22 protein-coding genes are annotated in these 25248 nt (G+C 46.3%); 10 read left to right on the top strand and 12 right to left on the bottom strand.

The window, feature by feature from the left end:
• Positions 1-11: 11 nt before the first annotated feature.
• The 3 genes from rph to tusA are packed head-to-tail and all read left to right on the top strand — an operon-like array spanning position 12 to position 1632.
• Entirely contained in the window at positions 12-725 is a 714-nt protein-coding gene (rph, locus tag KO501_RS09235) for a ribonuclease PH (RefSeq protein WP_216029365.1), read from the top strand.
• 9 nt (positions 726-734) lie between these two features.
• Entirely contained in the window at positions 735-1376 is a 642-nt protein-coding gene (gene pyrE / locus KO501_RS09230; RefSeq protein WP_216029364.1) for an orotate phosphoribosyltransferase, read from the top strand.
• Positions 1377-1395: 19 nt separating this feature from the next.
• Entirely contained in the window at positions 1396-1632 is a 237-nt protein-coding gene (gene tusA, locus KO501_RS09225; protein WP_216029363.1) for a sulfurtransferase TusA, read from the top strand.
• Positions 1633-1657: 25 nt separating this feature from the next.
• On the opposite strand, the gene KO501_RS09220 is transcribed toward tusA, so the two are convergent.
• The 4 genes from KO501_RS09220 to KO501_RS09205 form a co-directional block, all read right to left on the bottom strand.
• Positions 1658-2116: a hypothetical protein gene (locus KO501_RS09220; protein WP_216029362.1), complete on the bottom strand. Its 459-nt coding sequence runs from the start codon at positions 2114-2116 to the stop codon at positions 1658-1660.
• A gap of 89 nt (positions 2117-2205) precedes the next feature.
• Complete coding sequence (locus tag KO501_RS09215; RefSeq protein ID WP_216029361.1) at positions 2206-2790, bottom strand: VTT domain-containing protein; 585 nt, start codon at positions 2788-2790, stop codon at positions 2206-2208.
• Between the two features lie 115 nt (positions 2791-2905).
• Positions 2906-3481 carry a DUF1285 domain-containing protein gene (locus KO501_RS09210; RefSeq protein WP_216029360.1) on the bottom strand — a complete coding sequence of 192 codons (576 nt, stop codon included), beginning with the start codon at positions 3479-3481 and terminating at the stop codon, positions 2906-2908.
• Entirely contained in the window at positions 3471-4319 is an 849-nt protein-coding gene (locus KO501_RS09205) for a DUF3014 domain-containing protein (RefSeq protein ID WP_216029359.1), read from the bottom strand. The genes KO501_RS09210 and KO501_RS09205 overlap by 11 nt, the downstream gene beginning before the upstream one ends.
• A gap of 279 nt (positions 4320-4598) precedes the next feature.
• On the opposite strand from KO501_RS09205, the gene KO501_RS09200 reads away from it, so the two are divergent.
• Positions 4599-4907, top strand: a complete 309-nt coding sequence (locus tag KO501_RS09200) for a DUF6482 family protein (protein WP_216029358.1) — start codon at positions 4599-4601, stop codon at positions 4905-4907.
• 15 nt (positions 4908-4922) lie between these two features.
• Here KO501_RS09200 and KO501_RS09195 read toward each other — a convergent pair whose 3' ends face one another.
• The 3 genes from KO501_RS09195 to KO501_RS09185 all read right to left on the bottom strand — a co-directional run bounded on the left by KO501_RS09195 (position 4923) and on the right by KO501_RS09185 (position 8244).
• Positions 4923-5201, bottom strand: coding sequence for a hypothetical protein (locus KO501_RS09195; RefSeq protein ID WP_216029357.1), 279 nt, complete (start codon positions 5199-5201; stop codon positions 4923-4925).
• 78 nt (positions 5202-5279) lie between these two features.
• A complete protein-coding gene (locus KO501_RS09190; protein WP_216029356.1) occupies positions 5280-5798 on the bottom strand; it encodes a DUF6702 family protein in 519 nt (172 codons plus the stop codon).
• Positions 5788-8244: a M1 family aminopeptidase gene (locus KO501_RS09185; protein WP_216029355.1), complete on the bottom strand. Its 2457-nt coding sequence runs from the start codon at positions 8242-8244 to the stop codon at positions 5788-5790. Before KO501_RS09185 ends, KO501_RS09190 begins: the two co-directional genes overlap by 11 nt.
• Positions 8245-8445: 201 nt before the next feature.
• On the opposite strand from KO501_RS09185, the gene proB reads away from it, so the two are divergent.
• From proB to KO501_RS09165, 4 genes are all read left to right on the top strand, one after another.
• Entirely contained in the window at positions 8446-9558 is a 1113-nt protein-coding gene (proB, locus tag KO501_RS09180) for a glutamate 5-kinase (RefSeq protein WP_216029354.1), read from the top strand.
• 113 nt (positions 9559-9671) lie between these two features.
• Positions 9672-10109 (top strand): thioesterase family protein, encoded by a 438-nt coding sequence (locus KO501_RS09175; protein WP_216029353.1) that lies wholly within the window; start codon positions 9672-9674, stop codon positions 10107-10109.
• Complete coding sequence (locus KO501_RS09170; protein ID WP_216029352.1) at positions 10109-11038, top strand: D-2-hydroxyacid dehydrogenase; 930 nt, start codon at positions 10109-10111, stop codon at positions 11036-11038. The genes KO501_RS09175 and KO501_RS09170 overlap by 1 nt, the downstream gene beginning before the upstream one ends.
• Before the next feature lie 117 nt (positions 11039-11155).
• Positions 11156-13042: a hypothetical protein gene (locus KO501_RS09165; protein ID WP_216029351.1), complete on the top strand. Its 1887-nt coding sequence runs from the start codon at positions 11156-11158 to the stop codon at positions 13040-13042.
• 42 nt (positions 13043-13084) lie between these two features.
• On the opposite strand, the gene KO501_RS09160 is transcribed toward KO501_RS09165, so the two are convergent.
• Together KO501_RS09160 and KO501_RS09155 are read right to left on the bottom strand one after the other, a co-directional pair.
• On the bottom strand, positions 13085-16804 hold the full coding sequence (locus KO501_RS09160; RefSeq protein WP_216029350.1) for a translocation/assembly module TamB domain-containing protein: 3720 nt from the start codon (positions 16802-16804) through the stop codon (positions 13085-13087).
• Complete coding sequence (locus tag KO501_RS09155) at positions 16801-18558, bottom strand: autotransporter assembly complex family protein (RefSeq protein ID WP_216029349.1); 1758 nt, start codon at positions 18556-18558, stop codon at positions 16801-16803. The genes KO501_RS09160 and KO501_RS09155 overlap by 4 nt, the downstream gene beginning before the upstream one ends.
• Positions 18559-18822: 264 nt before the next feature.
• On the opposite strand from KO501_RS09155, the gene KO501_RS09150 reads away from it, so the two are divergent.
• Complete coding sequence (locus KO501_RS09150) at positions 18823-20052, top strand: multidrug effflux MFS transporter (RefSeq protein ID WP_216029348.1); 1230 nt, start codon at positions 18823-18825, stop codon at positions 20050-20052.
• Positions 20053-20214: 162 nt separating this feature from the next.
• Here the strand turns inward: KO501_RS09150 and ilvC are convergent, their stop codons facing one another.
• Positions 20215-21696: a ketol-acid reductoisomerase gene (gene ilvC / locus KO501_RS09145; RefSeq protein WP_216029347.1), complete on the bottom strand. Its 1482-nt coding sequence runs from the start codon at positions 21694-21696 to the stop codon at positions 20215-20217.
• A gap of 154 nt (positions 21697-21850) precedes the next feature.
• Between ilvC and ilvY the strand changes: the two genes are divergently transcribed.
• The gene (gene ilvY, locus KO501_RS09140; RefSeq protein ID WP_216029346.1) at positions 21851-22714 is read left to right on the top strand and encodes an HTH-type transcriptional activator IlvY; all 864 of its coding nucleotides are present in this window, start codon (positions 21851-21853) and stop codon (positions 22712-22714) included.
• Here ilvY and KO501_RS09135 read toward each other — a convergent pair.
• Entirely contained in the window at positions 22696-24216 is a 1521-nt protein-coding gene (locus KO501_RS09135; protein ID WP_216029345.1) for a YifB family Mg chelatase-like AAA ATPase, read from the bottom strand. The genes ilvY and KO501_RS09135 overlap by 19 nt on opposite strands.
• Before the next feature lie 70 nt (positions 24217-24286).
• Positions 24287-24898 (bottom strand): trimeric intracellular cation channel family protein, encoded by a 612-nt coding sequence (locus tag KO501_RS09130; RefSeq protein ID WP_216029344.1) that lies wholly within the window; start codon positions 24896-24898, stop codon positions 24287-24289.
• Positions 24899-25248: the final 350 nt, after the last annotated feature.

Here is a 25248-nt window from a genome sequence, read left to right as displayed (position 1 = left end):
AGGAGACACCTATGCGTCCAAGCGGCAGAACCGCCAGTCAAATTCGCCCAGTTACTATCACCCGTAATTTTACTTGTCACGCTGAAGGCTCAGTATTGGTTGAGTTTGGTAATACCAAAGTGTTGTGTAACGCGACGGTAGATGAAGGGGTTCCTCGTTTTATGAAGGGGCAAGGAAAAGGATGGATCACGGCGGAATACAGCATGTTACCCCGTGCAACACATACTCGAAGCCAACGTGAAGCCGCCAGAGGCAAACAAGGTGGCCGTACCTTAGAAATCCAACGTTTGATTGCCCGTTCGTTACGTGCAGCGGTAGATTTAAAGCTTTTGGGTGAAAACACCATTACCTTAGATTGCGATGTCATTCAAGCCGATGGCGGTACGCGCACCGCGTCAATCACCGGTGCTTGCGTGGCGATGGTAGATGCATTAACGCTTATGCGTAGCAAAGGCACCATTAAAACCAATCCGTTGAAATTTATGGTAGCGGCATTGTCTGTGGGCATTTACGAAGGGACACCTATTGCCGATTTAGAATATACCGAAGATTCCACTGCCGAAACCGATATGAATGTGGTGATGACAGAAACCGGTAAGCTCATTGAAATTCAGGGAACTGCTGAGGGCGAACCCTTCTCCTTTGATGAAATGAATGAGATGCTGGATATTGCTAAACACGGATTAAGAGAGTTATTTGATATTCAAAAAGCTGCGTTAGCCTAAGGGAAACCAATGAAATCATTTAAACGGGAATTTATTGAATTTGCTATTGCCCGTGGCGTGCTTAAATTTGGCGAGTTTACCTTAAAATCTGGTCGCACCAGCCCTTATTTTTTTAATGCAGGGCTATTTAATCGCGGTGGTGATCTTGCCAAATTGGGGCGCTATTATGCGGCAGCATTAACCGATTCGGGTATTACTTTTGATGTCCTCTTTGGCCCAGCATATAAAGGTATTCCCATTGCGACGACCACAGCAGTGGCCTTAGCAGATCACCATGCTATGGATATTCCTTATTGCTTTAATCGTAAAGAAGCAAAAGATCATGGCGAAGGCGGCAACCTTGTTGGTAACCCTTTAGAAGGGCGTATCATGCTGGTGGACGATGTGATCACTGCCGGAACAGCTATTCGCGAATCTATGACATTAATCGCCCAAAATAACGCCACGCTAGCAGGTGTGCTAATTGCGCTTGATCGACAAGAAAAGGGCAAGGGTGAGTTATCAGCGATTCAAGAAGTAGAACGTGATTTCGATACAGAGGTTGTTTCTATAGTATCTTTAGCCGATGTAATCACTTACTTACAAGAAGGTGGTGAACACGAAAAACATTTGGCCGACATTCAACGCTACCGTGAGCAGTATGGTATCTAGTCGTGGCGATGGAAGCCTAATGAAGGCAGACAAACAGTTAGATGCAGTGGGGCTGAGATGCCCCGAGCCTGTAATGATGGTGCGTTTGCAGGTAAGAAAAATGAAAGACGGTGAAACCTTGCTGGTAACTGCTGATGATCCGTCAACTGCCCGTGATATTCCAAGTTTCTGCCGGTTTATGCAGCACACACTCGTCGAGTCGCAAACCGACGCGTTACCCTATCAGTATCTTATTCGAAAAGGCGTAGCTCAGTAGTCGTTAATTGGCTGGCAAACATGGGTTAATGCAATTCCCGTTGGCTAAATGTTTGCCGTTCATAATAGGCTTCGCCTTCATTTAACGACATTTCTAACTGACGCATTAACATCAATATATCAAAATGACAGGCAAATAACGGAGCTAATACCCGCAATTGTTCTCGTGCTACTTTTAAGCTTTTTGCTGCTTTAAAATGCGTGTTCACCAAAGCCAGCTTTTTAGCCAATCCTGACGCCAGGGTAACAAAGGCAACCATATCTTGTTTAGTTTCTAGCATGTCGGTGTCGTGTTGATGTAGCGACAACATAATGGCCTGGGCTATTTCAAAGGCTTCTCCGCTTGCTACCAGCGCCTTTTCAGTACAACCCGCTCGCGCCAGTTGTCTAGCCGTTTCGTCTTGTTGATGACGATGTATACGGGCTTTCGCCGGATTCATTTGCAGCCATTGCCAGTACTCAGTACACAAATATTCGGTTTTCATTAATGACACCTCCTTCGCTTAAGGTAGGTCAAATGAGAATAGTTATCAACTAAAAGTTTGAGTAACGGGTCTGTGTGGTTCAAGATCTATCATAGCAACGTAGAGAGATACCACAGCACAAGTACCAGTAGCGTAAGGCCGATGATGGCTTTTGTTTTATATCGACGTATTAATGATTCTGCCCTATCTCCGGCGATGTATACCACCACAGCAAGGCCAAAGTAGCGAATAGAGCGTGCAATGACGGTGGCCAGTAAGAACAGGCCTAAAGCATATTTAGTCGCGCCAGCGGCTAACATGGCCACTTGAAAAGGGATAGGTGCAATGCCTAAAGTCATGACAAACCAGAACCCTTGGTTTTGCATTTTTTGTTTTACGGTTTCAAATTGTTCTGGGCTGAAAAACGTATTGATAACCCATTCCCCCACCAAATCAAACAGGTAGTAGCCGAGGGCGTAGCCGAATACTGCACCAATAACACACCCTAACGTGGCCATAGTGGCAATTAGCCAAAGTTTCTCCTTTCGCGCTTGCATAAGAGGGATCAAAATGGCTTCTAAGGGAATGGGCACCACCGTCGATTCAAGAAAAGATGCAAACGTGATCCCTTTTAACATGTGCTTCGAATCGACTATTTTTTTCGTTGAACGTTTAAGCTTGTCAGTAATTTGCATAGTGTCCCGGCAAAAATTCCATTGAACAGCGGGAGTGGCGAACAAGTAAACCCATCGTCCGGTGTGATAGCAGATAGACTTTATACGGTGATAAGACCGTGATTTGGATCAGTTATTAACCTTGTTCGTCAATCTCACCAAGAACAAGGGGGTAGTCTTTGCTCTTGACGATTGCCCGTTGTTTACCATCGTCTTGTGAAATTATTTCAGCATCATTGATCAATTGATACAGTACATTTTGATGTAATCTTGCCCATAAATTTCGGCATACCTTCACATAGGGGATTGGGGATGTTGTTAGCCCCAAATTAGGCGGTGGTGTGCTTAACTCTACAGGATGAGCTTCATTGACGGGAAAGACGTCACCGGCTTGGGTGGTAAATAGGAGACCATTATCTTCTTTATGCCAGGTGGTAATAATAAAGGGGACATCTTCCACTTCTATCCCCACTTTTTCCACAGGCGTAACTAAAAAGTACTGATTAGCCTCTTTTTTTAATACCGACGAAAAAAGCGTTACTAACCCAGGGCGCAAAATAGGTGAACCTTCGTAAAACCACTCACCTTTGAGAGAAATACGAAGGTTAATCTTGCCGCAAAAGGGGGGATCCCACTGTTCTACCGGTGGGATGGCGTGCTCTTTTACTTGGGAACACGCCGTGATGCTATCTTGTAAATGCTTAAAATCCATTGTCTACAAGCAGGGATTTAAGCTCTCGTAACTTCGCTTTTATTCTTCGCATGTTATCGGGGCCAGTGCGCAATAGTTGTTTTTGCGGATTGCTCAGATTTTCCAGCTTGCTATCAGCATATTTGTAAGCCACCGAGTCTGAATATACTTCAACTGGAACAGGCACTTCAGGAGTATCTAAAAGTTGGTCAATGGCATCTACCATCACCGACTCAAAAGGTTGCCCAGGTTCACCAATTTCATCATATTTTGTCTGAATTTCGCCTTTATAACGCTTAAATAGTTCAAGTAAAGCGTCGTTATCAAAAGATTCGATCATCGAGACATACGGGGTATAACGCTTGTAGCTTGCAGCGTCGATCCATTCTTTGTCAGCCTGACGGTAAACGCGAAAAGATTGCTCGGGCGCGGTGACGGGGAGCTGTTGTGCCGGGACCATTTCGTCATTGGCCAAATTGGTCACAGTTACCACGAAACGCTGAATCATGCCTTCTTTCACTAACAAGGTGTCAATTTCAGGCGTATCGGATATTCCTTTTAGCGCTTCTTCTACGCCGGCATCAGAAACATCTAATGGTTCGGGATCGGGCTCTGTGGGTTCAGGTAAAGGCTCAACCTCTTCGGTGGGCTCAATATTAACCGGTTCTGGCGCTGGCGCAGGTGTAAAGTCGTCAGGCTCATCGGGGATCACCGGGGTTTCTTCCACGGGCGTCTTCGGTATAACCGGTGCGGGCTCTTCTTTAGAAGGCCACAACAGCACAGCAATAATTACCACAACAATCACCGCAATAATTAAAATATGCGGGGCCAGTGTTTTTTTCTCTGATTCATCAGTCATTATCTTTCCACCCTGTGTTTATCCCTCTGGCTGTTCATACTACCAGAGATGTGTCCTCTATTATGAGAATCAATGGATCAATTTGTTCCGTTTGAAAAGCAAATTCCTCTTTTCTAACAGTTTTCTACATAAAAAAAACAGATTTTGATCGTTTAATCGCCACAATAAGTTTATGTCTTTGCATTTACATTACATAAGCTTAATGCAAAACCATCCTTCGTTTCTGGTAGAACCCATTACAGGTTTTAAACTATCAATGAATATAGGGGAGTGTAAACGATGAAAAAAATTCTGTTCACAGACATCGACGAAAAACCCATCACTATCGACTACTTGGAAGTGCAATCCTATGAAATGAATGTCTATTTGGTTTATCTGTGCATTGGGAAACAGAAGGGGCTGTTATATAACATCAATGGCGATCTTAAACGTTTTTATAACGTGAACCAGATTCGAGAAGCTTTTGCTTCTTGTTCGGTCACGGTTGCCGTTATGAAACACGACTCACCTTACGATGAAATGATAGGAAACCCGCCTAAAGCTTCCCACTCCATGGTGTTACCGTTTTCCATGACAATGCCTTATTAGACCTTTTAGGTTGTGCTAGACCATGGCGATTTGAGAAAAAATTTGAATGCACATACCAGCTACGCTGCCGATGGCAAAGCCAACCCAGCCATTCTTATCAAGGTAACGAAATAAAGCGCCACCAAATAACCCACACCAAATCATAGCGCTATAAACGGAAAACAAGCTATCGTTTTGGCTACCGCCGGGTACAAACAGCAGAATTACGAATAATATGGCCATGGCGCCGGAAAGTAGCACCCACATTATGTTCTTTTTATCGGTAAAACTATTTTGATGGGATGATTGAGACATAACACTCGCCTGTTTACGCGTTTAGCTTGTTACTATGCGTTATGTCAGGCGAGTGGGTCAATGTGGTTATCTAAGACTTTAGTGGTGACGTTGAAATTCCACACTCAGTAATTCCACGTTATCGCGGAACGTCAGGGTTTTCACATCACCCTGGCCTTCTACGTTCAGTGTATTAATCTGATCTGGCCACAAGTCGCGTAAAGCGTCGTGACGAATGGTCAAGCCCTCTAATGCCGGTGGTTGAGCCGTTTCCTGATAAACCCAGAAAAACTTACCATCTACTTCGTAACCAACAGTATTGAGTGCCAGAGGTTGCTTATTTATATCTAGCAGCGCAAAACGCGCTTCAATATACTCAGCAAACTCTTTTTGTGTGGCTTCATCGTCGAGAATATCGGCCTTTTTATCAAAAAGCGCTTTTACTGCGTGTTCGGCATCATGCAAATTAAAGCGATGCATAATTTCGATATTCTCAGTACGAGGATTAAACAGCACCGTGGTGATGGCAGCCTTAATTTGATGGGCTGAGGTCGCGGTGCTGAATAATAGCAGGGCCAGCAGGCCCCACTGAGCTGTGCGAAGTGACTTAATTGTCATCTTCGTCCTCGGTTTTCAGTTCTGTCTTAGCATCTTGCATTAAATCCATAGAAACACGACTTGTGCTCTTCTTAGATTTATAAGCTTCGATGCGCGATGGAATAATGCGGCGAGGATAGTAGTTGTTTTCTACGTCCACGTCGGCGGTTTCCCAGCGAGGGTCAACAGTGACGCTAACCAGTTCTTTGTCTTTATCAGTTACCACTAATTTAGATACGGCTTTAGGAGTGCGACGCCAAATCTCTGCTGGTATGCGCATCATCTCTTTGCTGCCATCTGCATATTCCATTTCTAGAATAATAGGCATTACCAAGCCACCAAGGTTAGAAAACTCCATTACATAGTAATTTTTGTCTTCTTTTATTGCTCGATCGAAAGTGGCGCGTTCCCAAGGCTCTAATTTGTCTAGGAATTCACGATACTTGTTGCGATCTTTATTCGTCGCGGTGTATTGATCGTTTTCATCATAAAAGTCACTGATGTCTTCGAAGCGATCTACCCACAATGTGCGGCCTTCTTGCTCGTTACGTTCTACCGTGAGTGATACCGGCTTATCTAGTTCGGTTTCACGCTGACGGTTTAAGTCGATATCAGGATCTTTAGTATCCAAACGTAACTTGTACACGCGATCAACAGAAATGTCGACGTGATCGGTGGTGTAGAACCAGCCACGCCAGAACCAGTCTAGATCCACACCTGAGGCTTCTTCCATGGTGCGGAAAAAGTCGGCTGGAGTAGGACGTTTAAACATCCAGCGTTGGGCATATTCTTTAAAAGCAAAATCGAACAATTCACGGCCTAAAATGGTTTCGCGTAAAATGTTCAACGCAGCTGCTGGCTTGGTGTAAGCGTTAGGGCCAAGGTGCAATACCGAGTCTGATTGGGTCATAATAGGCACCTGAGAAGATGACTTCATGTAACCTGTCACATCACGGGGTTCAACGCCCCATGGAATGCTTGGATCCCATTCACGCCCTGCCACACCGTCTAAGAAACTGTTTAAACCTTCATCCATCCAAGTCCACTGACGTTCGTCAGAGTTAACCACCATTGGGAAGTAAGTGTGGCCAATTTCGTGAATAACCACGCCGATAAGAAAGCGCTTTTCAGACAGTGAATAAGTGCGGCTACCGTCGTCTTGTAACTCAGTACGAGGACCATTGAAGGTGATCATGGGATATTCCATGCCGCCAACAGGGCCATTAACTGACTGTGCTACAGGATACGGATAATTAAAGGTAAAGCGGTTATACACAGCAAGGGTGTGGACAATGGATTCAGTGGAATATTTCTTCCATAAATCGCCACCTTCTTTGGGGTAGAAAGACATGGCCATTACATGGTCTACGTCGCCCTCTTGTTCAAAACCGCGAGCATCCCACATAAATTTACGTGAAGAAGCCCATGCAAAATCTCTAACGTTATCGGCTTTGAAATGCCAAGTTTTTGTTTTGCTGGTGCCGGCTTTTTCATTTTCCAGCGCTTCTTCTGCGGTGACGATAAATACCGTACGATCCGCCGTTTTGGCTTCTTTTAAGCGCTTACGTTGGGTGCTGGTGAGCACGTCACTTGGGTTTTGCAGAACACCCGTAGACGACACCACATGGTCAGCAGGTACAGTGAGGTTGACATCATAGTTACCGAATTCGAGGGTAAATTCACCGCGACCAATAAATTCTTTGTTGGTCCAGGCTTCGTAATCGGTATAAGCCGCTAAACGAGGAAACCATTGAGCTAAAAGGAAAATGTCGTTGCCACCTTCACGCTCATCATCTGGGAAGTGCTCGTAACCTGAACGGGCAGAAACGGCATCTTCTTCTACGATGTTGAAGCCGTAGTTGATGGAAAATTCGGTTTTTGCGCCGGGTTTAAGAGGGCTGTTTAAATCCACCCGCATTAAAGTGCCGACAACAACGTAATGAAGATCGTTGCCACGGCTGTCTTCTACAGCGTTAATCTGATAACCCAATTCATGATCATCAACAAATTGTTGGCGACGTAATGCCCCCATGCTCAACTTAGCGGGCGTACTGCCGTTGGCTGCTTGCGTTGCTGGACCACGGTTGCCAATGCCACCAAAGGTGGTGGTAAGGGCTGACATGGAATCGTCACGAAATTTATTTTGATCTAACTGAATCCACAAGTATTTCAGGGTATCGGGTGAATTATTGTGATAGGTGATTTCTTCTTCTGCATCAATACGACGTTTTTCTTCGTCTAATTTTGCGTTGATGACGTAATCGACCTGTTGTTGCCAGTACTGATGACCGGCTTCGCCAGCGGCGTTTCTGTATACGTTAGGTGTAGGAAGAACTTCATCGAGTTGCCTGAATTTATCTTCGAAGTCGCCCTTTGTTTGTTTTATCGCTGCACTTGCAGTTGGAGCCTGCACTAACACAGTTAGTACTGACGCTAACCACAGCAGACGGTTTTTTCGAATGCTCATTTATTATCCTATATAGAAATACTTATACCCCAGCGTTATATTATAACGCTATTGGTCAAGCCGCTAGTGTTTGACCGTAGATACTTTTTCGCTCACCGCAAATATAGATTTCCGCTTGTTAAAAAAAACACAGTAAAATGCCTTTTTTTTCTGTGTATGTTTGCAGTATTCTCACTGTCTCTTTGTTAAGTTGTCAGCCTCATGAGTGATTTTACCTGGAAGCGCGCTGTGATTAAGGTTGGGAGCGCATTAATTGCCCCCGATGGTCTACAAGTCAGTGCCAAATATTTACTACCCATTGCGCGGTTTATCACCGAAAGTCGTGCTGCCGGTAAAGAAGTGATTGTTGTGTCTTCGGGAAGTGTGGCGGCAGGACGAGGTCGGGTTGCGGTAAATCATACCGCCTCCATTGCGGAAAAACAGGCTATGGCGGCCATTGGGCAAACCCAGATGATGTCAAACTGGCAACGGTTTTTCGACTGTCCATGTGCACAAGTGTTGCTCACCGCCGGTGATTTACGTGACCGTACCCGCTACGTGAATATCAAAAATACCCTGCGAGAACTCTTAAATCACCAAGCATTACCCATTGTAAATGAGAACGACACGGTAGCGGTGGCAGAACTAAAAGTTGGCGATAACGATAATTTAGGGGCATACACCGCGTTGGTTGCCCAAGCGGATACTTTAATTATTTGTTCTGATATTGATGGCTTATTTACCGCCGATCCTCGTCAGGACCCATCGGCCACCTTGATCCCTAACGTCGACTCCATCTCCCCAGCCATCTATGCCTTGGCAGGCGGTGCAGGTACGGCCATGGGCACTGGTGGTATGCGCACAAAAATTGAAGCTGCAGACAAATGTACCCAAAGTGGTATCCAAACCCTTATCGTAAATGGCCGCAACGGTGAGGTATTTGACCGCTTACTAAAAGGAAACAACCCGGGTACTTTGTTTTCTGCTCAGCAATCCAGTCAGAAAGCCCGCGCTCTTTGGCTGACTCATACGCTAGCATCTAAAGGCAGCATCCAGGTAGATGCAGGGGCGACGCGGGCCATTGTGTGCAAAGGCGCATCGCTGCTGCCTTCAGGTATTACCCATGTGAACGGTAAGTTCTGCGCCGGCGATGCGGTTGAGATTAAAAGTGGCACACAAACCATAGCCAAGGGCTTGGTGCTATACGATGCAAAGGATTTACACAAAATTAAAGGGCAGAAAAGCCAGCAGATTGCCACCTTACTTGGTTTTGCGGGCAGCGAAGTGGTGATCCACCGTGACGATATGGTGCTGCTAGACAAGCCTCACGGATAAAAGGGATTAGTACAACACAATTGTAAAGCAAAGATATTATCCGGTATCGACAATGGATCTGATAAATTCATGGGGGTATGCTGATAACGTCTTTGCTTTTGTAGGAGCGCTTTATGACGGATTTTGCCCCCTCTCTCAACGATTATCCTTATCAGGTAGCGTTGACCTCTCGTTTAGAAGATAACGATGAGAATGGGTACATTAACAATGTAACATTTTACAGTTTTTTTGACACCGCAGTGAGCCGCTTTTTAAAAGCCCATTGTCCTAATAGTGCTCAACTGTCCAAGATCACCACCTATGTGGTCAGTTCCCAGTGTCAGTACATTTCTCCCGCTGCGTATCCAGAAGCCATTTTTGTGGGAGTTCGGGTGGTCAAGATAGGCAGAAGTTCGGTGACCTATGGCTTATCGGTTTATGCCGGAGAATCCCAAAGACGGGTCGCCCACGGCCAATTTGTGCATGTTTATGTAGATAAAACCACCGACAATGCGGTTCCCATTCCTGCGGATGTAAAAGAGGCGCTAGGTTCAAAGATGGAGGAGTTTTGATGAAAGCGGTTTTGCTGGATGCAGATACCTTTAAAACGGAAGAACTCGATCTTACCTGTCTAACGGATTTACCCGTGTCTTTAACCTTGTATGGCAATACAACCAAAGACACCGTTGGCCAGCGTATCCACGATGCAGATATAGTGCTTACTAATAAAGTGGTTTTAGATGAAAGCGCCCTTAGCCAGGGGAAAAAGCTCAAATATATCGGCGTGTTGGCCACGGGGACCAACAACATAGACAAAGCTTATTGTGCACAAAAAGACATTAAGGTAACCAATGTCGCCGGTTACGGTACCAATGCAGTTGCTCAGCACGCGCTAATGTTAATGTTGAATTTGGCCACCTCTTTTGTGCCATATAATCGAGATGTGGAAAGTGGCGTATGGTCGCGAAATCCCCATTTTTGTCTACTGGATCACCCCGTTTTTGAGTTAGCGGGCAAGCATCTGGTTATTGTGGGTTACGGAGAGCTGGGCAAGCGTTTTGCTGAATTGGCGGTGGCATTAGGCATGAAGGTAACCGTGGCAGCTAGGCCGGGCAACCCCGACGATCTGCGACCTTCTTTAGACAGTTTATTACCACAGGCTGATGTGGTTTCTTTGCATTGTTTGCTCACCGAGGACTCTCATCATCTTATTAATGGGGCGAGACTAAAGCTGATGAAGTCATCCGCCTTATTAATTAATACCGCACGGGGCGCACTTATTGACGAACACGCCTTGCTGGCTGCACTGAAAAACGGTGACATAGCCGGGGCCGGACTTGATGGGTTATCAGTGGAGCCACCGGATGAAGATCATCCGTTACTAAATAGTGGCCTTAAAAATTTGCTGATCACTCCCCATTCTGCTTGGCTGGCAAAAGAAGCTCGTCAGCGTTTGCTCGGCATTGCAGCAACCCATTTATCTGATTTTTTGCAGTCTTAAGAAGCCTAAGAGAGCTTTTGTTATCAATAATTGAAGAATAAAATATTTTCTTGAGTGTTTTTGATGCTAAAAATACCCAAGAGTTGTCTGGTTTGAAGTTGTTACAAGGAAAGAAGAATGGCGTATGATTTTGGTTCACAAACGCTAGGTATAAAAAATCCGTTTAAAACTGAAGGGAAATTTCGGGCCGTGACCGGTGCCATTTTAATCGCCGGTGGGGTTGTTCCTCTGCTTATGGTGGCAGGTGCGCTAAAAGAAACCCCCGTGTTCGCTTACACTTATGCCATACTTGGGTTTGTGTTATTAGCCGCCGGGTCCCGCCATCTCGGCATTGGCTTATTTCAGTTGTTTCGTTATTTTGTTGGCCGCTCCGTGCCTACCTCATTGGCATATAATCGTTCTCGCTCCGAGCAGGATATTGCTCAATCGGAGCAAAAAACCGTGCTTTACGATGATAATCAACTACATGCCATGATGATGGGGCGCAAAAACACCACGTTTTTGGAGCCGCAGGGTTGGGTGGCGCGATTATTACATTCGCTCTTCCCTAACCTGACCTTTTTACCTCATCCTTTGCGCAATTTGGCACAGGAATTAGGTAGCCTGGCTATTAGTTTTATCGCCGCATTCGTCTCGTTTCTAATCGTTGCCTTTGTGGTCTCCACCGGCTTAGCAGGCGAAAAAGCACAGTTACTCGCCATGCCGATTCTTTCGCTAATTCTGCTGGTGTATTTACTGCGCCTTTGGTTTAGCGCCGCCTCAGCCATTCATAACCGTCGCAATACTCAGTTGCATAAAGCATCGGGGTTATCGGTTTCTATGCTCATTGGTATGTCTATTTTAGTGCCTGTTGTGGTGGGGTTTGGTTTAGATGCGGTGGTCGATGTCTCTACCGCTGAACTGGCCGCGTGGATGGACAAGTACCATGTCTTCAGTGCGTGGTTAAACTTAGCCATATTGGGGCTTACCATGGCGGTGGTCATCGCTGGCATCTTGCCTGGTTTATTAACCCGTATGCGTGGCGTCTCGCCCCAAACTGAAGTTAGTGAATACCGAGAAAACTTGCAAGAGTCGGTGCATCCAAACGAGATATTTATCAATCTTGAAAATATCGTGCTGGCCAACCGCCGCTACAAAGAAATTCCTAACCGAATATACCGTGAATTAGATCCAAAATTAAAAGAACAAGCCGACGGTAAAGGCAGTTTTGATGGTGAGCTGCTCATCGAAACTCAACCTCGTCTTGCTCAGGATCAAAACAACGAAATTAGCGCTAAACAAAAGCTGCTGCCCACCCTGTTAGGGCAGATCTGTGTGCTCATCAGTTTCTTACTATTAAGCTTATTTGCCTTAAGCGTGGCCGATGGCGTCAGCCTGCTAAGAGAAGCTACCAATAATTTCTCAGGAGGAAGCGTAAGCGAAAGTGAAATGATGGGTTTGTTTGACCAAGTAAGTCATACATTGGTGCTATTTTTTGCTTGGATGGCGTTGAGCGCAGCGGGAAAAATGCTGAACAATGCTTCTCATCTTTTTTGGGGTGAATTGAAATTTGAATCCATGATGATGTACCTGAAAACAGAGGGTACCTTTAATGAGTCAAAATTCTCCACTGGCATGTCGATTCACGACTCTACCCGTTCAGAAAATGTGTTGGTAAGAAGCTCCATCACTCCTTGGATCATTACCAGTACAATTAAAAGCTCCATTTTTGCCACAAGCGGAGCCAGCAATCTAGAAACCCCTCGTTATATTATGGGACTAACCAAAAATGATAACGAGTTGGCGTCAATCATTGCTGAAATCAAAGCGTTCTTGCAAAAACGGGAATCCATTGCCTCAATTACCAATGAAGCGGATTTGCAAAGTGCCAGCGTCATTCATCAGGTAAACCAACAAACCCGCGCTCACTCTCCTGAGGCCGCGCAGGATAAAATTACCCTGAAAGAAGATGAAGAAGCCGCAGGTTACATACGCAATAACGAAACCCCACCGGCTGAATCCTAACCAGCCTATGGCTCTGCGAGTGCTTACCCGCAGAGCCATAACTTAGTTATCTTGGTTTTCCTCTACACGGCTTGGCGCCGGCTCACCTAAGAAAAACTCATAGTAAAAGTCGAGGGCAAATTCGGTTTGTTCATCAATGGTGGTTTGCACCGCTTCTACGAAGAGTTTTGGTAGTAATCGATACCGTAAGGACACGTCGGGGGGCTCTTGTCGCTGACGCAATGTGCTGGTTGAGGAGTCATTGCTACTTAACCCTACATCAAGATTGTATTGTACGGTTAAACGGTCATTAATTTTGCCATTAATTGAAAGCTTTGTGGAACTGCTGCCAACACTTGAGGTGGTACCAACACTAAAGTCATCAATGCCTAAGGCATCACCTAATTGGCCTTGTAGTTTTTCTGTGCTCGACAGACCGAAGCCCAACAACAGGGCATTGTAATCAGGCTCGCTAGAACTGGATCCTGGCCCACTACCAGTAAGAAGATAGGAAAGACTGTTACTCTGATTCATGGATGGCTCAGAGAATAAATTAATATTAGGGTTGTCGGCCGCCCCCTCAATACGCACACCGGCCACCACATTATCTTCGGTTTGATCCGGATCACGAATGGCTTCAACCAATAACATGGGTTGGTCTAAAGGTCCGTTAAACTGTACTTCCCCAGTTTCGATAATCAAATCTTGACCGTAGGCTTGGTAGCGGCCATCAAGAATTTGTAGATCACCATAGCCCACTAGGGCTGGTTGCGTTCTTACTTCAATCCCGCCATACAGATTGGCTGTTAGCCCAAAAGCGTCCAGTTTCACTTCACCGGATTCTGCTTTGTCGATATTCACCATGACGTTCGCATCAACAATGTCTAAGGGATCTTCGGTGGGAGGCTCACCGCGAAGATGGACATCTTTAGAGGGGGAAACCGCATTTGCCGGTAAGTTTTCTACTAGGATCCGCGCCCAGGGTATATTCACGCTGCCGTTCACCGTGACCTTGTTTGGCTGGATATTGGCCGTTAAATTAGGGGAAACCTGCATGCGAATATCCGGTTGCTGGATCTCAAAGCGCTCGCCATCTAAATGAATATTGGCCTCAAGACCGTCGTGCCAGCGAAAGTCACCGTTGATGGTGCCTGCTCCGTCTCCTAGTAGAAAACTGCCATCGAAGGCGCCACTTTGCCCTGTTAGGTGTATTTGCTGTTCCCAGTCATTTATTTTTACCGGCATGCTCTCTACATCAATATTGCCTTGGGCTAGGGCAATATCACCGTTTAGTTGCACGGAATCGAGAGAGCCGCTTAGAGCTAATTGTCCGTTAAGTACCCCTGATAAGGTTCTTATAGACGCAGACATAGGTTTAAAGGGCGCAATGCTGATATCCGTTAACTGCAGATTACCGCTGATTGGTGCGTTAACATCGGTGGGAGTGGCATTTACGTGTGCCGAAACTTGTCCCAGTTGTTCACTGCTTAGTGATAGATCCGCCACTAAATCATTACCGGTATAATCACCTTTTACCGAAAAATTATCAGTGGTGAGGGCCAGTTGCTGTTGCGGGCCAAGGGTCCAGGTTGAGGGCGATACTGTCATGTCAAAGGTGGCGCTAAGGGGAGCATCTGCACCTACTTTCCCCGTTGAGGTAAATGACAACGTGGCATCAGAGGGCGCGGTAATGGTGTTAGCCAAAAATTCGTGGGCCCAAATACCCAAGGGTAATGTCTGGCCATTTACTGCCCACTGAACAAGGTTATTCTGATAAAGGGTTTGCTCAAGGCAAAGCTTGCCCTGCTCCCTTGTCTGCCAGCAATTTTCGTTCACTGTCACTTCCGCGGGATCGGCGGTATATGTAAATCCGAAGGGGGCGATCAGTTGCCAGCGGGTAGTCAGTAGCCCGAGTTCGGTATCACTGATTTGGCCGTTGTATTGGCCGTTTTGCCAGCCTCCGGACAAGGCCAGTTGAATCGCGTTTTCTGGCGTGGCCATCTTTATCTGTAATTGATGATTATCAAGAGAGCCGGTGATTTCCATTACGCCATTGGCGGCTCCTTGTTCAGCTAACGTGGGATTTAACGCGGGCGATACCTGCACGTTACTCACCTTTATTGCCCCATTAGCAGTAGGGTTAGTCCATTCCCCAGAGGCCCTTATCCTGCCGTTGACCGCGCCTGTAACATTGGGGTAAAGCTGTTCTATGTCATCCACATCTAAATGAATATCAGCATTTAAATAGCGTTGATTTATAATCTGCGCGGCGATACTAATTTGATTTTCCTGCTGTGCCACATTCAAGTTTGAGACCAGAAGATCGCTGCGCTGGGAATAGACTAGCGCACCGTCTACGTTGATGGGTGAACCGTCCCGTTGCCCGGTCACTGACAGATCGGTAATGCTCATTTCTGCGCCTTCCTTGGTCAGTTGCATGAGGCTGGTAAACCCACCATTGATATTCTCTGGCCCCATTTGAGAAAGAGACTGGGTAGAAATGCCGGCAACGGTGGTTTGGCCTGACCAGCTCATGGTTTCATCTAAAAACAAGGTGCCTGTATTGGTGATTTGGCCTTCAAGAATAGCAATGGTTAGGGCATTAACACTGATGTTTTCCCGTTTTAGCACCACATCGGCGGAGACCGGTATTGGCCCAATATCAGGCAGGTTGGCTCCCGCTTCTCCGGTAAGATGGTACTGCCCCATCTCTCCTTGAAAACTCAATGCACCCTTCCACAGGGTGCCGCCTTCAATTTGTGGAATATCTTGCTCAGGCCAGGTCATTTTAAAGTCCAGCGGCAAGCGGTCGGTAAGCACATTACCTTGTCCTTGTGCCAACACGGTGTAGGTGCCTTGGGTTTCAACGTTAAAGGTCATATCATCTAAAGCACCCTCAGCGTTTAGTGAAATATCTTCCTGTATCTCCCCTTGGGTCACCGCTAATTGGGCCGCCACATCCAGTGGATAGCGCTCTGCAAACACAATGCCCCCGGTCGTATCAAGCTGCAGCTGGCTGTGTTCCACGTGAAGCTTTCGCCAATTTAACTGACTCTCGACAAAATCGAGCTTGTCCCATTCAACCCTAGCAATATCGATGGGGGCATTGTCGCCTTGAATAATGGTAACGGGGGATACGCTAAAATTGTTGATGCTTACGGGAATGGGTAGGCGAATAACCGGCAGTTCGGGTGCCTGATAATCCATGGCATAACTGGTGGAGGATGCAGACGGTTCGGGTGTGGTTGCCGCCGCCGCTAGGTGCACCGTTAACCCGTTTACTGTTAACGGATCTAGATGTATTTTGGTATCTGCACTGCCTTGTACCGACAGTGAAGAAATGGAAATAGTTTGTTCGGGTAAGGTCAACGAGAAGTCGGTAACGGAAAGCGCATTTAAGATAACAGGAATGGGCAAGTTGATGTCGGCAACGGAATCGTCGCTTTGCTCAGTGGCGTCACTGGCAAATTTTTGTGTTACCTCAATGTGATTTAGCTCAAGATGATCAATGCATATCTTTTCGGCAATAAAACAGCGCAACACGGCGTTAATTTCTATGTACTTAGCGTTAACCTGCCACTGGGAATTTTGCCATGACAAACCGCTCACAGAAAAATCACTCAAGATGGTGCCATTGATATCTTCAATGGATAACCCATCAACCAAGGTTTCAGCGGTGTACCGTAATACGGGAGTACCCAAGGGACTGATAAGTAGCCCTAACAACAGAAATAAAACCAATACAGGTACCAGCAACCAAACAAATATACGGCGTAACTTCATAATGCTGGCCCTATCATGAAATGTATTCGCCAACTATTTTCATAGTCTGAAATCCCTCTTGCGGCATACACACGCACAGGGCCTATGGGCGAGAGCCAATGAAAACCCGTACCAAAACCATAAGCAATATCCTGATCAAAATCATTGGTTGCGGTACCGGCATCCATAAATAAAGCGGCGCGCCAATTTTCCGCTACGCGATAGGCATATTCGATGCCGGCAGTGGCGAGGTATTTGCCGCCAACAGAGACATCACTTTCTTCTTCGCCGGTTTCCAGGTTAGTGACCGTATCTTTAGGTGAGATATCCCGATAAGCAAAGCCTCGAATGCTTTGATCACCCCCGGCAAAGAATCGCAGTGAAGCCGGTACGCTATCAAAATCATTGGTTTTGATGGCCCCGGCTTCGGCTCGCATCATTAGCCAGTGCTTTTTATAGGTGCGGATAATGCCGCCCTCGATGACTGCTTTGACAATGTCGATATCCGATCCTAGTCCTTCTTGGCCAACCTGGGAGAACACCTGAAAATACGTGCCTTTGGTCACATTAAGTCTGTCATCCCGGTCAAGATAGCGCAGCGCATAACCGGGCATAATAAGCTGAGTAGTTTGCTCGTCGTCGCTACCCTGAATATAGGTTTCTTTTAAATAGGTTAACGAGCCGTCACGCTGCCAAGGTGAATCACTTTCTTGCCAGTAGCGGTGTGCCGCCACCGAGAACGTTTCTGCTTCAGTATCCGAATTACTGTATTCAATAAACTGATAACCCGCTTCAATACTTAGATAATCGCGGGTGATATCCTGCATGGGAATACGGTAATCCACCGTCAAAGATTGTTCTGGAGACGAGATAAACAGCTCTGAGCTAATAGAGTGTCCACGGCTGTTGACCCATGGACGCTCCCAACGCAAACGTAATCGGGGGCCAGTGTCTGTGGCTGCCCCTAAGCCTACGTTAAAACTGTCCTTGGGTTTGTGTACAAGGGTGATCTCTACGGGCACTTTCAGGTTTTCTGCCTCACTGACCACCGGCCGGGCGATGACCCGAGAGAAATAACCCGATTGATTTAACCGCCGATTATAGTTAGTGAGGGTGATTGAAGAATATGGCTCCCCTTCGGTAAAGGGTTTAAGGCGCTCCAAAATGGCTTCAGATTTATCTTCTCCCACCAGTTTTAATTGGCCAAATTGATATTGAGGGCCGCTTTGGGCAATCAGTAGAATATTGGCTTCACGGTCTTCTCTGACTAAGTCTAAGCGGGTGGCTTGCCAACTAAAATCGAAATAGCCATGAGAGAGGGCGTAGTTGAACATGGACGTTTTAAAGCTTTCATATTCAGGCTGATGCAGCACGTCGCCTTGTTGTAACGGAAAGTTGTTAAATTGTTTATGAAAAGCTTCATCGGCGCGCCCAGGACCAATGATTTCTCGGGTTACGTTAGCCACAATTAACGGGGTATCTAAATTAACATGAACGATCACCGTGTCATCGTCAATTTCTACCTTAGCTTGGCTATTATAGTAACCAAAGGGTTCCACCGCGGTGGCGACAGTACGATTAATTTCCTCTTGCCAGTAAGGATCGGTAAGGGCGTTGGTTTCCACATCTAAGTTGTTTAGGTGAAGGCGAATGTTTTCTTCTATTTCTGATTGTTCTACCCCCTCAACATCGGCTTCGATAGACCAAGCTGTGGCATGAAAAAGTATGGCGCAAATTGCTAACCAATAGTAAGAAAAGACGGAAGAATAGTTCATCGAATACAGCAGTTCCGGTTAGCAATGGGCATGGAATACCTCGTGGTGTAATACAGGCATTAAAACAACAATAACGAACAGTGAAAAACGTAAACAATTAATGCCGTACTAATGGTATTCGTATTCATCAGATAAAACGATCAGTTTTAACGGTCTCTTATGATGTGATGTTAAGCCGTGAAAGTCACAAAGTCTTGCTAATTCCATTACATGAATGGGGTATACTATGCGCCCTTCGTATTGTAACCGGAAAATGTCGTACTCATGCATCAGCCCCAATTAAATACCTCTAGTAAGCCAACGTTAGGATTAGCTGAGTTTGTGGCGCTTATGGCACTTATGACTTCTCTTGTGGCGTTAAGTATTGATGCCATGTTACCGGCACTTATGCAAATAGGTGAAGCGCTAAATGCACAAGACGCCCATGAAGCCCACCTTATTGTGTCTATTTTCTTTGCTGGCATGGCAATCGGTCAATTATTCTTTGGTCCGTATTCTGATGCAAGGGGGCGCAGAGAGACAATTTTACTGGGGCTGGCGGTTTTTATTGTAGGTACAGTCATCTGTATGACCGCCGACGATATGAGCACCATGTTAATCGGCCGCTTAGTTCAAGCATTCGGGGTCTCTGGTCCACGGATTGCTGCCATGGCCATCATTCGAGATCTGTATGTAGGCGATGCCATGGCCCGTGTAATGTCTTTTATTATGATGGTGTTTATTCTTGTGCCTATGATCGCTCCCATGGTTGGCCAAGCGGTGCTTATATTCTTTCAATGGCAGCATATTTTTACGCTATTTTTAGTTGTTGCGGTGCTCACCGGCGTTTGGTTTGTTAGTCGGCAACCGGAAACCTTGCCCGCCATCAAACGGGAAAACTTCGCGTGGTCCCGTTTTTTTAAATCCTCTAAATACATTCTTACCCACGGCAGCATAATGGGGTATACCTGCGCCATGGGGTTTATCTTCGGCGGCTTTTTAAGTTACCTCAGTGCGTCGCAAACCATTTTCCAAGAATATTATAATACGGGAAACCTGTTCCCTTTTATTTTTGCTTTTCTTGCTTTTTCCATTGGCTTAGCGTCGTTTTTAAACGGCAAACTGGTTATGCGTTTTGGCATGAGCAAGCTTGTTAACGTGGCATTAATAGGTGCCGTGGGGTTTGCCATTGTGTATTTATCGTTAATTATCTACTACAACGGCCTGCCGCCTTTATGGGTGGTGGTATTGGTTATGTTTGTCGGGTTTTTCTTTATGGGGATATTATTTGGCAATTTGAACGCAATGGCGATGCAGCCCTTAGGTGAGATGGCGGGTCTTGGCGCGGCCATTATAGGCTCATTATCTAGCATGTTTTCTGTGCCAATTGCGTTGTTTATCGACAGCTTTCTTAACGGTACGCTTTATCCTATTGGCATTGGCTTTTTTACCTTTTTTACCCTGGCCTTTGTCAGCGTAAAGCTTGCTGAACGATCAGTACACTTTAAGGGATAAAAAGACAACGATGGCAGACGATGCAATACCTACGGGGTTGCACTTATCATCAGGATAAATAAGAGAGTAATCGACCTTGGTAGGGCGACAAGCGGGCATAAAAAAGCCCGACCAAAATGGTCGGGCAAGAGGGCTTAGTTAAGCACCTAACGACAGAAATTGTTACGCACCAATGATGGCTTTCATGTCCGTCATGTAGCCGCGTAATTCTTTACCGACGCTTTCAACGCCGTGATTACGGATGGCTTCATTAACTTCTACCAGACGGCGGTTATCAACCTGATTGGATGTTTCTTTCAGGCCTTTTCCGATAACACTGGTATCCAGTTTTGGCATGAACTTCTCACGCAATAGCGGTACCGCTGCATTGGCGAACAAATAGTTACCGTACTCCGCTGTATCGGAGATAACCACGTTCATTTCATACAGACGCTTACGCGCAATCGTGTTAGAAATCAATGGTGTTTCATGCAGTGATTCATAGTAAGCCGACTCAGGCAAAATGCCTGCTTCAACCATTACGTCGAAGGCAACTTCTACACCGCACTTGATCATGGCCACTAATAAGATGCCATTATCAAAAAATTCTTGCTCAGTGATTTTGCCATCATACTGAGGGGCATTTTCAAAACCAGATTCACCGGTCTCTTCACGCCATTTCAGTAAGTTAGCATCACCGTTCGCCCAGTCTTCCATCATGGTGCGAGAGAATTCTCCGCTAATGATATCATCCTGATGCTTTTCAAACAGAGGGCGAAGCAGGTCTGTTAATTCCTCAGCTAAATCATACGCTTTGATTTTTGCTGGGTTAGACAGTCTGTCCATCATGTTTGTTACACCACCAATCTTAAGTGCTTCGGTGATGGTTTCCAGTCCGTATTGAATTAGTGCGGCTGCGTAGCCAGCATCAATACCATCTGCAGTCATTTTTTCGTAAGCCAAGATTGCAGCAGCTTGTTGCATACCACATAAGATGGTTTGCTCGCCCATTAGATCTGACTTTACTTCAGCGACGAATGAAGACTCAAGTACACCTGCTCGGTCACCGCCTGTGGCACTTGCTAGTGCTTTAGCGATATCCCAACCTTCACCTTTCGGATCATTTTCAGGGTGTACGGCAATTAGAGTTGGAACACCAAAACCGCGCTTATATTCTTCGCGAACTTCGGTACCTGGACACTTAGGTGCACACATTACAACAGTAATGTCTTCTCGGATCTGCTGGCCTTCTTCCACGATATTAAAACCGTGAGAATAACCTAAGGCAGAACCTTTCTTCATTAGCGGCATTACCGCTTCTACGACACTGGCGTGCTGTTTATCGGGTGTTAGGTTGTACACGAGGTCTGCATCGGGGATAAGTTCCTGATACGTACCTACTGTAAAGCCGTTACCACTTGCACGCTGATAAGAATCACGTTTCTCATCGATAGCTGCTTGACGCAAAGCGTAAGCAACATTCAACCCTGAATCTCTCATATTAAGACCTTGGTTAAGGCCTTGAGCTCCACAGCCGACGATGACAATTTTCTTGCCTTTTAAGAATTCACAACCGTCTGTAAATTCGCTGCGCTCCATAAAACGACAGCGACCGATTTGATCCAATTGCTGACGAAGAGACAGAGTATTAAAATAATTAGCCATATATAATTCCGAACATCATTAATCTAGTCATTATCAACGGGCACAAAGCCAGTCGATGACCTCGTCGATGACGACTTGTCCAGAAGAATACTGGATCACTTTTGTTTTGGAAAATGATATATTCGCAAAACAGTATTTCATTTTGTGCAATATTATGGATTTTCGATCGCTACAGCTTTTTAATCACTTAGCCAGCAGCTTGCATTTTGGCGAAACGGCAGAGGCAATGTATGTGTCGCCGTCAACATTAAGCCGGGCCATACAGCGCTTAGAAGAAGAGTGCGGAACCGTATTATTAAAACGGAACAATCGATCTGTGGTGCTGACCCATGCGGGACACAAATTGCTTGGTTTTAGCACCGAAGTACTTAAAGACTGGCAGGCGTTGCACCAAGAATTACGAGACGATAATAAAGCCTTACAGGGTGAATTGAGCTTGTTTTGCTCTGTAACCGCAAGTCAAAGCCACCTACCGGCATTGCTGAGACAGTTTCGTGCTCGCTATCCCGGCGTAGATATTCGGCTTGTCACCGGTGATCCCGCGCTGGCTAACGAAAAAGTTAAGCATAAACAATGCGATGTGGCTATTGCCATTGATGCCCCTGACTTTCCTACCAATATGAGTTTTTCACCATTAGACAAAGTGCCTCTGGTGCTGATTGCGCCGAAGGATTGGCGTCTTACCGAGTTGGCGCAAATAGATTGGCGTAGGCATCAGGTGATCATGCCTGAGCATGGCCCTACCCGTCGTATCGCCTACCATTGGTTCGCAGAGCACGGAATTCGACCCAATGTGTATGCGTCGGTGGGGGGTAACGAAGCCATTGTAAGCATGGTTGCACTTGAATGTGGTATTGGCTTTGTACCTAAAGTGGTGCTCGAGCATTCATCGATGGCAGGCAGTGTTAATCGTATTCACGTGAACGACATAGAAGCCTATGAATTAGGGCTTAGTTGCTTATCTTCGCGCCGTCATGAACCTCTTATTAATGCCTTATTTCAGCTGGAACTGAGTTGACGAATTAGGGTGTCTAAGGCGCGGTAGCCAAGTGCTTCACTGATATGTTGACGGCGAACTTGGGCTGCGCCGTGAATATCAGCGATGGTACGGGAGACCTTTAAGGCTCGATGAAAAGCACGCATGGACAAATGCAGCTTTTCTGCCGCAGTTTGTACAAACGATAAATCCTCTGAACCAAGGGCGCATACATCAGCTAATTGATTTACTGGTAAGTGAGCGTTAAGCACCCCTTGTCGGTCTAGTTGTCGTTGCTGGGCCTGCATGACTTTTTCCTTTGGGTTTCGAATATCTTCTGGCTCGTCGGCATCAAAGCTTAGCGTTAGTTGATAATCCGGTAAACGGGGCACATCTACTTGAATATCAATGCGATCCAGTAAAGGCCCAGAAACCCGATTTAGGTATTTCAGTATTTGATCGGGCGGGGTGCGGCCATCGTCCACATCTCCGGTCGGGCTGGGGTTCATGGCAGCGATAAGCTGGAAACGAGCCGGATAACAGGCACTGCCGGAGACTCTTGCAATATGTACTTCACCGGTTTCTAAAGGTTCGCGTAATACATCTAATGCACGGCGACCGAATTCCGGTAATTCATCAAGAAAAAGCACACCATGATGGGCTAATGACACTTCCCCCGGCATTGGAGAGGCACCGCCGCCGGTGAGGGAGATGGCCGAACAGGTATGGTGCGGAGAGCGAAAAGGCCGAACTGCGGTGGAGGTGACAGGCATTTGGGTTTGTTTTATGGAATGCAATGACGCCACTTCTAAAGCTTGATCGGTAGATAGTGGCGGTAGCATGCGCAGTAAGCGACTGGCAAGAAGGCTTTTTCCTGTGCCTGGGGGGCCGGTAAAAAGCACATTATGGGAACCGGCTGCGGCGATTAACAAGGCCCGTTTAGCTTGATGTTGCCCTTGTATGCCTTCCCACACCGGTAATTGATGGTGTTGGGTATCCTGCAATGGCGTGTTTTTGTCTTTAATAAGTGGTTCGGTATTCGATAGATGTAAATATACCGCAAGTAGAGACTCCGCCGCATAGCGATGCGCGTGTTCTACAATGGCCGCATCGACGCGATTTTCTAGCGGGTGCATAAGCTTATGTTGGCTGTTTTTACAGGCAATAACCGCGGGGATAATGCCGCTAATTTTTCTAAGTTCGCCGGTAAGTGCCAGTTCACCGATAAATTCAGTGCCGTCTGCGGCATGGCTATCTAATGTGCCGTGGGCAATGAGAATACCGACGGCGATAGCCAGGTCGTAACGGCCTCCTTGTTTGGGAATGCTGGCCGGTGATAAATTTACGGTAATGCGGCGGGCGGGAAATTCAAAGCCACTGTTTATTAATGCACTACGTACTCGGTCTCTGGCTTCCTTTACCGAGGTTTCTGCCATACCCACCAGTTGAAACCCGGGTAATCCGTTTGCCAAATGCACTTCCACGCGCACCAGCGGTGCATCGATTCCAGTTCCCGCTCGAGTGTTGACCACCGCCATGCCCATTGCTATCTCCTTCTTTTGTACAAGAAGTGTAAGGGCGGCGGAATTAAGAAAAAACTGGTCCCAAGGTGGGTTATTCGGAATTAAACACCGGCAGCTGCCAATGCCAGCGCAAAGCGCCTAAGCGCATCAGTACGGTCACGGCCAATGATACCGCCACACAATACTGGTTAGCGAGACCCAATTGATATAACCCGGCGTAGCTAACGCCGCCGCAAATGCAGGTGATAGCGTAAAGTTCGCCATTAAGTACCAAGGGCACTTCTCGACAAATAACATCCCGTAATAAGCCACCAAATACACCGGTAATGGTGCCCATGGCGATGGCCACGACCATAGGTGCGTCATTGATCAGGGCTTTTTCCATACCCACCACATTAAAAAGAGCCAGGCCGAAGGCATCGGCAATTAATAAATAATGGAAAGGAAAGCGGGGGCTAATACGCAGCCAAGCAATGGTGAGTGCGGCGGCCAGTAAGGTTGAATATATGTAGTCGGTGTCTTTTACCCAAAACACAGGAATATCCAGCACAATATCCCGCAGGGTACCGCCACCAATAGCGGTCACAGAGGCTAGGACCACCACACCAAAGCCATCCATTTTTTTCTGATACGCCATTAAGGTGCCAGAAATTGCACATACTGCAACGCCGGCCAGGTTTATCCAGTGAAACCAGTCATTCATGTGTCTGCTCTTTGAAATTGTTTTACATGGTGTAACGATGTCGGGAAAAAACCATCCCAGAACGCAAAATACTTGATTCTGACGGCGGTTTCATGCTATTTCTTCGTCCAATATCAAATTTGTAGTCAGCCAGCTGCGAATTTGAGGAGCAAATTCCAAAAATTTAATTCCGAATTTTTAAAATCCAGTCATTAATAGTCCTGACTTAGGGCTAACCGAATATCCGTGTCGACTTAAGGCGAAACGAGATAGGCATAGGTGTGTCTACACCCTTTAATGTGTAAATATTCCTGTCCAGTCACATACAAGCAGCAGAATCCTTGTTGGGCACATTCCTGCAGTCATGTATC

The sequence above is a fragment of the Alteromonas sp. C1M14 genome (genome assembly GCF_018860965.1).
In the GTDB taxonomy this organism is placed as follows: domain Bacteria; phylum Pseudomonadota; class Gammaproteobacteria; order Enterobacterales; family Alteromonadaceae; genus Alteromonas.
This window is presented reverse-complemented; position numbering and strand designations above follow the sequence as displayed.